This window comes from Vibrio sp. D173a, from assembly GCF_030248475.1.
Genome location: NZ_JAHGAH010000034.1, coordinates 21,158 through 33,306 on the forward strand (window position 1 = coordinate 21,158; position 12,149 = coordinate 33,306).

7 protein-coding genes and 2 pseudogenes are annotated in these 12,149 nt (G+C 43.8%); 7 read left to right on the top strand and 2 right to left on the bottom strand.

Annotated features, from left to right (window positions below):
• Positions 1–32 precede the first annotated feature (32 nt).
• The gene (tssM, locus tag KIV40_RS04940; RefSeq protein ID WP_285348117.1) at positions 33–3,422 is read right to left on the bottom strand and encodes a type VI secretion system membrane subunit TssM; all 3,390 of its coding nucleotides are present in this window, start codon (positions 3,420–3,422) and stop codon (positions 33–35) included.
• 27 nt (positions 3,423–3,449) lie between these two features.
• Positions 3,450–4,754 carry a type VI secretion system ImpA family N-terminal domain-containing protein gene (locus tag KIV40_RS04945; RefSeq protein ID WP_285348118.1) on the bottom strand — a complete coding sequence of 435 codons (1,305 nt, stop codon included), beginning with the start codon at positions 4,752–4,754 and terminating at the stop codon, positions 3,450–3,452.
• Positions 4,755–5,379: 625 nt separating this feature from the next.
• On the opposite strand from KIV40_RS04945, the gene KIV40_RS04950 reads away from it, so the two are divergent.
• The 7 genes and pseudogenes from KIV40_RS04950 to KIV40_RS04980 form a co-directional block, all read left to right on the top strand.
• A complete protein-coding gene (locus KIV40_RS04950; RefSeq protein WP_021018210.1) occupies positions 5,380–5,979 on the top strand; it encodes a hypothetical protein in 600 nt (199 codons plus the stop codon).
• 9 nt (positions 5,980–5,988) lie between these two features.
• Positions 5,989–7,503: an FHA domain-containing protein gene (locus KIV40_RS04955; protein ID WP_285348119.1), complete on the top strand. Its 1,515-nt coding sequence runs from the start codon at positions 5,989–5,991 to the stop codon at positions 7,501–7,503.
• Entirely contained in the window at positions 7,496–7,996 is a 501-nt protein-coding gene (tssJ, locus tag KIV40_RS04960; protein ID WP_285348120.1) for a type VI secretion system lipoprotein TssJ, read from the top strand. The genes KIV40_RS04955 and tssJ overlap by 8 nt, the downstream gene beginning before the upstream one ends.
• An 11-nt stretch (positions 7,997–8,007) precedes the next feature.
• Positions 8,008–9,333: a type VI secretion system baseplate subunit TssK gene (gene tssK / locus KIV40_RS04965; RefSeq protein ID WP_285348121.1), complete on the top strand. Its 1,326-nt coding sequence runs from the start codon at positions 8,008–8,010 to the stop codon at positions 9,331–9,333.
• Complete coding sequence (icmH, locus tag KIV40_RS04970; RefSeq protein WP_005495177.1) at positions 9,330–10,121, top strand: type IVB secretion system protein IcmH/DotU; 792 nt, start codon at positions 9,330–9,332, stop codon at positions 10,119–10,121. The genes tssK and icmH overlap by 4 nt, the downstream gene beginning before the upstream one ends.
• A 149-nt stretch (positions 10,122–10,270) precedes the next feature.
• Positions 10,271–10,829 (top strand): annotated as a pseudogene (locus tag KIV40_RS35585) (DUF4150 domain-containing protein); the annotation flags it as partial.
• Positions 10,830–11,739: 910 nt separating this feature from the next.
• A pseudogene (locus tag KIV40_RS04980) lies at positions 11,740–12,149 on the top strand (hypothetical protein); the annotation flags it as partial.

Consider the following 12,149-nt stretch of genomic DNA (forward strand, 5'->3'; position numbering starts at 1 on the left):
GTGTTCTGCCTATTCTGGTTTTTATATTGTTATTAAATCGACTCAGGGAGTGTAAAGTTATACAGCTCAGCAAGAGTGAATGGGTTTTTCTGTGTCAAAGGAGTGATACGAAGGCTTAAGTCCCTCCCAGACACTTTTATGTCACTGACGAAGCTACCGTTATGAGTGTTTGTCAGGGTCGAATCACCTAGCAATCTGTATATCGCCCACTGACCACTCTTATTAAGAACGTGCTGCTTGCCCTCGTCTGTCACATCTTGGATCGTGATACTAATGTTGAAGTCACCGTTCTGCGGCGGCCACTCCATCTCACGAATTCGGCTCGGACCATGATAGTAGTTGATATCCGTGTCTGAAATTTTCAGAGTGGCTCGGATAGCACTGGAATCAAGGTCTAATACTTTCGCGCTGAACGGGATATAAACTCGGTTTGTGCTCTTGTTGATCAACGTATCGCGGATAACGTTGTAATTGCGCAATTGCACCAATAGGGCAGGCGAAAGAGGCATTGTCTCGCCATCCACCTGCTTTGGTGTCCACAAGTTTGTATCGTAGAACGGTGCGAAGTTCTTCTGAATAAACGAATCTAACAAACCACCTGATGCGAACAACAGCTCGAAGTCTTCAATTGAAATCTCTTCTGTCGCGTTCAGATCAAATGGGTATTTACCAAGTCCTAGCTCTTTAAACTTGGTGTAAATCTCGCTGTACCATTGGGTTTGAATGCCTTTTGCGGACTCAGCAATCATCACTGACCAGCTTTGCTGTACCACATCAAGTAACCAGCTACGCACTGGCTCTGGAGACTTCTGCGCGATCTGCTTCAGCTTGATAAGCGGATCCGCTTCTGTACTGTTCATGCGGTGTTGCGCTGCTGCAAGTGCGGCCATTTGTGGATCTGGTGCATCAGCGATGTCTTTCATGTAAGTACGAACACGGCTTAATGCTGCAATGGTTTCATCCCATGGAGTCGGGGAGTTAGGTGTCTCAATGACTTGAAGTTGGTTTAACAAGTGGAAGGCTTGCTCAACACGCTTCATCAGTAAGTAATCTGGCTGTACGGCTTCTTCTACTGCTTCTGAGGCCGTATCTGCAACTTCCGCTAGCTTAGGGTTTACATTGGCAATTAATGCATTCTTTTCACCAACCGGAGAAAACTGGGTGTTCGCGTACACTTGTTTTAATACAGTCGTCATTGGAGAAGACGGACCAGAAATAAGGTCGATTGCATTCGTCAAGTCGCCCACATTGCTGTAATGCTGTACTTTCAGTTCACTCAGTGCATTACGCCAGTAGTTGATGTAGTCATCGGTGTATTTCTTACGTACCTGTGTCTTAAACGCATCCTGCTCTTGTTTCGTAGGGATCACGTGATTAGACAAGCCAAGAACCCAGTTATCGCTGATAACTTGCTGTGACATCAGGTCCACACGAGGGCGATAGAAGGTGCTAAAGCCAGTAGACGTGTAGACTTTGTCAATCACTAAGCGGTTGTCGTCTAGCGGTTCATTAAACACGTTGTTGAACTCAAAGCCAACAGCGCGTTGAAGATCTAGCGTACCAAGGTCGATAGCATCGGCTTGATTCAAAATACCCGCATAAACAAGGTCGACGTTAGAGTTCGCCAGTAAAGAACGGCGAGTGGCACGAACAATGTCCATATTGATATCAACAGGCGCAAACTGAGTACGGAAATAAGCGTCTAAATAGCGCATTGCCTGGTTTACTACATCCGGCTTATCGCTTAAATCATTAAGGGTTTGCAAGGTCTGGCGACGTAGGAACTGAATGTCACGCTTTGAGCGATCGTTCAGCATCAAGTAGCCTTTTAGCAATGGCAGTGTCGCGGCAACGTCATGTTGGTTATGCGTCAACTCTAGACGGTAGCCTTTTTCAACGACGGGCATAAGCTGTTGTGCCACTTCTTTAAGCAGTGCTTCGTAAGCCAGATGTGTGCTTTGGTCCAAGCGGCTAATGTTCAGTGGAAGCACTTCTTCATCTAGAGCTCGAGAGCCTTCTAGCCATGCACTGTACGAAGGTTGAATAGCGCGAGTGGCGTTTACGAGAAGCTGATTGAAGCTTGCTTCTTGTTCAACCTGACCGTTGTCATCAATACCAAGCAATTGGTTAATCACACGCAAGTTACTGTCTAGTGTGGTAACAAAGAAGTAGGTACCGCCAGCCAACAAGATCACGGACGCTAACATGGCCAAATGACTTTGACGTTGGATTAAGCGTAAATACGTTTTGTTTTCACCCGCAAAATCGCTCTCAGGCAAAATCTGAGAGTCAATCAGGAAGCGAGAGAAGTAAGGCGTTTCTGTCAGCTGTGTGTGCTCTGAAGCAATGATCGGCAAATTAAAGTAATTGCTGCAGCTTTTTGCTAACAGGTTGTACTTACGACCACCTTGTAAGCTAGAGCAGAAAAAGATCTCACGAATGTCGAGCGAATAAGTGCCGCTGTTCACATCGCAAAGACGCTCAAGGACGTAACTGATTTCTGCTTGGCAAAGCTCGAACTGTTTCGGGAATGACAGAATAGCTTGTTTTTCATCGATGTCTGTCGAATTTGCAGAAGCGTCCAGAGCATTGCTTTCCAGTACTTTCACCAGATTACGGTAACCATCTCGGTAGTATTCAGTGATGACGCCTTTCGCTTCTTTAAGAGGAATAGAAAGGAATTCCACACGAGTTTTCAGAGAACTGAAATGTACGTACTCCTTGAAACCGTCCAACTTATCAAGCTTAGACATCATCAAATAAACTGGTAGTGCCGATGATGTTTTTTCGCTAATAGAACTTAGGCGCTGCAATAGTGCGGTAATGGTGTAATCTTTTTGCTCTGGTTCTGAGACGATCATGAACTCAAAGTCAGTAAAAAATAAACAGCCAGAAAACGGTTTTCTTGGACGGTGACGAATAACCTCATCAACAAACGTGTTCCACAATGAAGCATCACTACTGGATACTTCTTGGAATACGAGGCGTTGGTCTGGTTTTACATAAACCGCACCGTCAGATTCATACCATTCAAAGAAATCGTTTTTTGCAGTGCGAGAACGATCAATTGGTTTAATTGCGCTTGAATTAAACAAAAATTGACGTCGGCCAGACCCCTTATTACCAATCATTAGGTAGATTGGTTTCTTGCCTGAATGAGAAAGAAGAGGGCGGATAACCATAGAAAGGGCTTCTTCCTCGGTTTCCAAACGTTGGGCTTTCGAGTTGTTCTTTTTCTTAAACCATAGTGACAACTGGAATATAAGATAAAATGCAGAAATGACGCCAAGGCCAATCCATAGATATAGCTTATCTGCATCTTCAAGTAAGAATAAATACACTGCTGCAAATATCGCGGCTAATAGCAAAGCCACTATGGTAGAAACCAAAATCGGGTTTCTTAGTATTTTTTGTTTGAACATAAGCCTATAGTTTCTTTACTTGTATTGTTATTTATTGTCGTTTGTTGCATTTTGCAACTGGTTAATCTTATATAGGTAGGTGTTCAGTAAAAGGAGGGAGCGTTCAATTTCCTTTTGCTGCGCATTCTTTTCTGCGTACTCAATCCGCCCAAGAAGCGGGAACAGCGAATTGCTGTATTCATACGCTTTCTTCGAGTCCCTGTCGGTGTTCTGTTTCGCTACGTTGGCAAATACCGTCCTAGCATAAGCAAAGCGTTTGTATATGACATCGAATTCATTTTCGAAACGAGAACGTTGGTCTAAAAAATTCTCTCGAAGTTGCTGAGCAGATGATGAATCTGGGTAGGTCTCCGTCAATTCACTAGTAAGCTCATCAATGGTATTCACTTCGCTGACTTTTACAGGATCGATTGCCCAATCGGTCATTAATGTATCAAGGCGTTCGACCGTCGCAGAACGTAAAGCGATGCGGTGTTCTTTGTTCTCAACGCTCAATGAATCGACGATTGCTGCTAGCTGTTTTAGTGACGAGTGTTCAATGTCATCTTTCAGAGTCTGGTATTTGTGCTGCTTGTAAACAAAGTGGGAAGCAAATGCAACGACAAGCAATCCAATAACAGAAAATACAACCACGCGGCTGGACTTAGGCGCTTCTTTTACTTGCGGCTGAGGCGTCGGCTTGGTTTCCGTTTTTGGTGGCGGCGCAATATTGACTTGGATGCCACCTGGATTCGATGGTGTTTCTGGCTTCTCTTGTTTGACTTCTAATGCTTTGGCTTCCTTTGCTTTTGTTTCTTTAATCTCTTCAATCCATTGGTTCAATATACGACGAATGCGACCGAATGATGGCGCTTTAATCCCATCATGTAGGCGCAGTTCTTCTTCGATGCGTAAACACAGTTGATGCGCCGCTTCAATAAGCGGGAGCTCTTCTGGTAAGGCTCGATGCTTTTTAATTCGCTTCTCAGTGTATTCGACCATCCACTCGATGGCACTGATACGTGCATTGGCCTTCGCGTGCTCTGGGTAGGCGGTGTACCAATACACAACACATAAGTCGAGCAGTGAGTTCAAGCCTTCAACCAAGCCTTTCAAGCCATCGTTGTGCGTAGCCGCCACGGTAAAGTAGCAACTACAACGAAAATCTTTCCCCTGAGTACTAAGAATTTTCTTAGAAAGTGTTTGAATCGTTTTCCATGATACTCGACCGGTCACTTTATTCAGGTTATTTATCTGGCGCTTAATTTCGTCAAAATCATCTAAGCCATTAGGGTTTGAGCCGCTTGGATTACTTTCATCGATCGGCCTTCTAGCGAAGTCGCTGAAAAACATATTTTCCAATTCCAACTGATTATATGAAGGGTAGTCAGCCGACTTTTTATTTATAAAGGCGGGACTATCATCTTTTTTATTTTGATGGATTTTATAGGCAAAAGAAAGAAATAGAATAATAAATAATATATAAAGCGATATAATTTAACTTAGCGTGACATTCGTTCACAAAATTGAAGGTTTATGCTGATTTTTTTGGCATTAAATTAAGTGATGTGTATTCCAATAATTGAGACAAAAGTGCTGGTTAATACATTTTTAATATTTATGTCAGTTATGATTTCGTCTAATGGTTTGAAGTAAGGTCAGATTATTAAAATTAAGATTACCTTGATTAGTTCCCACTTGAATAGTTTTTGTTAATGAAAGTTTGCGGTTGTTTTCATCGTGTTTATGTGTGCGTTTCTAATTAAGTTGTATCTAATTTAGAGTATGTGATTAATTTTCTGATTTTTTGATGGAATAGAGTCAACCGTTTAAATGAATATAATGCTAGTTAAATTGCTTTTATTTGTAGGTGAATTACCTTATTTTATGGCGCTATTTTTTACCATATTGAAAAAGAAGAGAGACTTGATATCTTTCGCCCATGAATATTATTACAAGGTTTTCCAAGAGGGACGAAATGCTAAAACCAAGTCAAGTTGGGCTAATCTCAGCCATGTGCCTATTTTCTACTTTTGCGGTTGCTAAAGGGGAACGATACGGCGGCTCAGTCAATATGCTAACGATTGAAAGTATTGACTATGACGAAGGTTCTAGTGGTGACGTAGATACCTTGCGATACGGACTGGTACACACTCGTCCTATTGATGAGAACAACAACCGCTGGCGCTGGTGGCTTGGCTTGAACTACCTTGCAGAAGATGTTGATGCACCTTCAAATGGCGTGTATCAAGAAGTGACCAACTACGAGTTCCGTGTCGTCCCACAATACGCATTGAGCTCTTGGAGCATCTTTACTCCTTACATCGGTGCTGGTTTGTCATTAGGTTACTCTCAATACTCCAACCGCTGGAAGGTAGACCCAGACGGCTTTCGTTACGAACCGATCGAAGATATCGACCAGTTTGAACTTGGTGCGGTAGTCACGCTGGGCACTGCAATCAAACTTGGCAGTAATCCAGATGCACACATCCAAATCATCCCTCAAGCTTCCTATATTCTTCCTGTAGTAAATGATGGAATTGGTGGGTTAGAGCTGTCTGTTTCTCTATTATTTTAAGGTTTAGCAATGCAAACACATCAGCTAGTCCTATTCATTTCAAAGTGCCCGGAGGAATATACGGGCGCGAAGCATGTTGAAATGCCAAAAGGTTGTGGTTCAGTCGGCCGAGCACCGAGCTGTACACTACCTTTGACTGATCATAACCGTTTCATCTCTGGCACACATTGTCTGATCAGCGTATACGGAGACACGTACTACATCAGCGATGTGTCGACCAACGGCACAATGGTGAATGGCAACAAAATACTTAAGAACCAACCTGTGTCCATTGTTGATGGCGATGTGATTTCTCTGGGTCAATACGAAATTGGTGTTTCGCTAGAGCATGTCACAGCAGCGCAAGATATTGCTTCTGACATTGCGCCAGAACGTGTATCGAATGATCCACTCGTCAATCTCGGTGAGGCGGTTGTAGAAGAGGAAGAAAAAGTCGGTGCATTAGAAGACTTGTTCATGGAGACCAAGCAAGATGATGTCAATACTGACGATCCTATTGCTCATCTAAAGTTTTCGATGCAGCGTGAAGACGACCATCTTATCCGCGATGTCGAAAAGCCAGAACCTGCAAAGGCTAAGCCAGTCGAAAACACGCGACAAGTCGTTGATGACAGCTTCAGCATCCATTCTGAATTCGATACTCCAAACTTAATCCCGGAAGATTGGTTGGGAGGCACTGCCACGAATAAAGCATCTGTCGAACCCGCGGCAGAACAAACTAAACAAGCGGCGTTCATTCCAGAAGATTTTGCGCAAACGGAAGCCGTTCCACTTCAAGCTCGTAGGGTGGAACCAGATGTTACCCAGCCTCAAATGCCTCAATATCAAGCGCCACATAATCACGCAACATCAAACGTTACTCAAAGAGCAGAGCCTGTTGGGCAGAAATGGGAAGAGGTAACGCAAGCTTTTATTCCATCAGCACAACCTACTCAGCCAGAAACGAAAGCGACAGAGAACCAAGTCGGCTTTGTAAGCAATGATCCACTAGGAGCCGAGAGCGCTACGCATTCTTCCGATATCGGTAAAGCATTTTATGAAGGTTTGGGTATTAGCAACCCAGATCTGATCAGCAACGAAGCTCTGTTGTTTAAACAGATGGGTACATGTCTTCGTTTATGTATCGATAACCTGCAAAAAGACCTGCATGAAGTTGAGTCACTCAAAGGTGAACAGGGTTTAAGTGAAGCGGATTCAAACTTAGCGGAGCTGATGCTGACGCTAAATAGCCAAAACTTGCTGTCTCCGAATGAATTGGTGGAGCAAATGTTGGATGAGCTCAACGATCATCAAATTATTTTTAACAAGGCTCTCAATGAGTTGCTGATTGAACAATCAGAGACGAATGACCCTGTCACGTTTGCAAACGACGTCGCAAGCAAATCCATGTTCACCACCAAATCAAAGCTATGGGGTGAGTATCTTGAGTTTTACGCCAATAACCGTCGCCAAATGAATGAGACATCATTGAAAGGCTTGATCAAGAAAAACTACACCAAAGCGATTAAGGGAAGCCATGCGTAGTATAGCTATATTACTCGGATGCGCTTTGCTATCCGGTTGTTCCATGTGGGGGCAATTTAAAGAATCAACAGGCATTACGCCAGAAACGTCCTCAATCGAATTAGTGATTGAGACGTCTTCGGTTCTGAATGTTCGTGGAGGTGGGCAATCCTCTCCAGTTATTTTGCGAGTTCATGAGCTGACATCACCCGTGTTGTTTCGCAGCCTAGACTTCTTCGCTTTATTTGAGAACGATAAAGCATCACTGGGTGATGAATACATCAAACGTTATGAATACCAAATGCAGCCTGGTGAAAAGATCCACGAATTCTTGGAGCTTGACCCAGCAACCCGTGCGGTTGGATTCTCAGTCGCGTTTCGCGATATCGACGGCTCTTCTTGGCGTAAAGTCGAAGTGATTGAAGAGAAGAGCGAGTACTACATAAAACTCAAGTTAGAAGGCAGTGAGTTAATTTCTGATAACACTCGCGGCATTGAACAAGTTTACTTTTAAGGAATAAAAGCATGTCTTTATACAATCCAGTTGTTTGGCAAGATGGAATGTTCATGAAGCCGCAGCACTTTCAGCAACTCGATCGTTCGCAAAGTAAACTGTCGAGCATGTTGAGCGCCAATGCATCACCTTTGCATTGGGGCATCAAGCGTTTAGAGATCAACTCGCAACTGCTGGCGTTGGGCAAAATTGGTATCACTCGTGCTGAAGGTATTCTTCAAGACAGAACGCCATTCGAGTTGCCGCTGCTGGCTGAACTTCCAGAAGTGAAAGACGTTGATCCTTCGATTGCTGACAAGGTGGTTTACCTTTGTTGTCCGCTACCTTCTGAGCGCTCTGAGCTATTCGGCACTAAGAAAGACGGCGCACGTTACACGATGGAATCTCAAGAGGCGGTTGACGCTTGCTATGATTCGGAAGACATGGCGAACATCGTAGTGGGTAAGCTTAACTTCTGTTTGATGTATGACCATGAAGATAAGAGTGCTTACACATCGATTCCAATTCTAAAGATCTCAGAAGTAAAGCCAGACGGCAGTGTTATCTTGGATGAAAGCTTTATTCCGACTTGCATCGATATTCACGCTTCAACCGTGCTGAACAAGTTCGCCACCGAATTCGCATCTATGCTGAAACACCGTGCAGAATCTATCGTTCAGCGCTTAGGTGTCGTTGACCAACAAGGTGTATCTTCAGTTTCTGATTTCATGTTGCTCCAAGCTCTAAACCGATACGAGCCATTATTCTGGCATTTTGCGAGTGCTGAAGGCGTTCATCCTGAATCGTTTTACCGCATTCTTCTTCAAGCGGAAGGTGAGCTTTCGACTTTGTGTTCAGCGTCTCGTCGTCCAGTCGAGTTCACCAAATACAACCATGGAGACCTAACCAGCTGTCTATCGCGTACATTGGATAGTGCGAAGATGACACTAAGTGTTATGTCTGAGCAACGTGCAATCCCACTGACGTTGAGAGACCAAAACTACGGCATTAGAACGGCAGCGATTCCAGACAGCAAGATCATCGATACCACAACCTTTATTCTTGCGGTTAAAGCTGATGTTACTTTGGATGTTCTACATACTCAGTTTGTTAGCCAAACGAAGATCGGTTCTATCGATAACATTCGTGACTTGATTAACCTTCAACTGCCGGGCATTGAGATTAAACCAATGCCAGTCGTACCTCGAGCATTGCCTTACCACGCAGGTTACACCTACTTCGAACTGGATAAGACAGGCGAAGAGTGGGCAGCACTGAAAAACACGGCTGCGGTTGCGGTTCACGTAGCGGGTGACTTTGCTAACTTGTCATTGCAACTATGGGCTGTTCGTCTATGAGTTATGCAGAAACCGACGTCACCGTAGTCTTATTCCAACCAGAGCCTGGCAAACCGATGGAGGTGATGCCAGCGCCTGACTTATCTCGTAACATCGCGGTACAAGACTTAAACATTGAAAACATGGGCATCAACCCTTTGGTCGATCAGTTCTCTTGGTTGATCGCCAGCTTGTCTTGTATGTCCTCAATTCCTTGGCTTGATGACCCAATGCCGTTCCGTGAACAAGTGGCTCGCGAGATAAGAAAAGGCGAACGTAAGCTCAATGAAATGGAATTGGACCGCGCATCCATTTTGGTCATCAGATACTGTTTGTGTGCTGCGATTGATGAATCGGTTTGCCGACAAGAGTGGGGCGCTAACAGCCATTGGAGCCAGAACAGTTTGCTGTCAGAGTTCCACAATGAAACATCTGGTGGCGATAAGTTTTTCGTTATTCTCGAGCGCTTAAAAGCAGACCCACGCAAATACCGTCACGTCATCGAGTTTTTGTATTTGCTGCTTCAACTTGGCTTTCAGGGCAAATACGGCCGTGAAGAACGCGGAAACGAAAAGCTCGCAGAAATCGGCAATACCATTTATCGCTTAGTACGTGATGAACGTTTGGCGGAGCAAGAGAAAGTCTCTCTGGTTAACCTTAAGGCCAAATACCTTAAAAAACCGTTAAAAAGGGTGATTTCACCCAAGCTGATTTTAGGCGTCAGTGCGATTACCTTCGCAATCATGTATGCCGCGACTTACATCGTCATAGATTTAAAGTTTCAGCAATTGCTTGAAGTGTATCGATAAACAGAAGATCTCGAAATGAGATCTTCTGACAGTTTTAAGCTTTATCGTGAATGTCACTGGAGGTTTAGTGAAATTCACTAGTCATTTAGAGAGATTGCAATATGCGATCTCTTTTATTATTCAATCAACAAAATTCAAATGGATTGGTTATGGGCGTAACAGTTGGTGCAAATGGACTTTCGGTAGTTCATAAAGGCTCAGGTGGTGAAGCGAACGCAACGCTCCCAGATGTTTGTTTAACGAAGGTCGGCAAGCCGATCGTTCCTATCCCTTATGGCAACAATGCTAAATCAGCAGATCTTGCTGGTGGCACAACGACTATCTCTATGGATGGTGGCAACAGTGTCGCAATTAAAGGCAGTACATTCTCAAAAAGTACCGGTGATGCGGGCGGTGATAAAAAAGGCGTCGCATCCGGCACCATAGAAGCCGAAGCAAAATTCATCTCAGCCTCACCAACGGTTAAGTTTGAAGGCAAGGGCGTATGTCGCCTGTCCGATCAAATGACCATGAACAAAGCCAACACCATGTGTCTTGGCGGCGCACAAAATCCATCGGTCTCTGTTACGGAAGATCAGGAAGGGACGTATACGCTGGATATAGAGTGTAAGTATCCAAACGGTATGCCTTATTCTAATGCGCAATTCTCTTTAGTCGAACCTTCTGGGGCTGTCATTGGGAGTGGAACTTTAGACTCCAGTGGAAAAGCATCTGTTGGTGGACTTGCTTTAAAAGAATGCAAGTTAGTGCTTAGCGAAACTCAAGACTCTTATACGCCGAATCAATCTTTAGCTGAAAATATTGCGACGGAAACTTACGCTGATCCTAATGATTTTTGTACGTTTGTGGCAGGTCGTCGTTCACCATTTTGGGAGGATCGCGTTGGCGTTGCCAATGATTGGGGAATCTTGATGTCTCCATCTTTTAGTGACGATGACTTTAGAGATATCGTGCTAGAGCAAAGTCGTATACTTTCTCCCTACGCGATTAGCCAAAACCATTTAAAAGATTTTTCTGATGCTTATGTCTCGGCACTTTACCATATTCAAAGTGATACGACTTCATTGGAAAAGTACGAATCTCTAGTTGAACTACTGTTAGAACAAGTGCACGAAAATGGCGACATATTGAGGGTTCTATATCAAGCGGACGTGTTTGAGCCTCCTTATGAACTACTTGCGAAACTTCGCCTTTTGGGGACAGGGAATACCGTGAAGTATTTGCAGTTAGTCTTGTGGAAGTTGATAAACAATCAAATCTGTTCATACATCGATGAGCTAAATAGTGAAATTATCGGTCGATTAGATTTTATACAAAGCCAGGCTTCTGCGAGAGCGCTGAGTTCTGTTGAAGAGGGTATAAACGGTTATAAAAAAGCCCTTAACCACTTCAAACAAGCACTTCCAGACGTCATTAGCCAAATTTTCGAGACCAAAAATGACACCCTAATCTCTATCTCGGCAATGGCCGTAGGAAGTGTCGTAAACATCACAGGTCAATCAGGCTTTGCAACTAACCTTGGTCGTGTAAATGCCGTGGTTTACACGAAGTCAAACAACCTAAACCGTCCATCATTTGTCATTTTTGATGACAACTTTTCAGACTAGGATACTAAACTATGGATGCAGTTTTCCCGATAGCGCAACGAGAAGGTGATGCGTACCATACGCTCAGTGATTTTACTAAGTTGTTTGATCAAGCTAAGAGCGGACGTTATTTAATAGGGCAAGGTTACGGCTGGCATAGTGGGGTTCACTTAACTTCAAAAATGCTACCTTGGGGTAAAGGGCTCAGGCCTATTCAAGCGATGCTTGATGGTAAAATTGTAGCGTTTCGGATTCATTCCGATTACCAAGTTGCCACCTATCAAGATCAAGAATTTAAATACAGTAATAACTTTGTGCTTATTGAGCATGAGGCAGTAAACCCCGAAGATAGTGAAGATGTTTTTAAATTCCATACACTCTATATGCACCTTGCGCCCCCTTCAGATATTGGTGCCAATTCATCTAGAAGTGGCCCCCAATT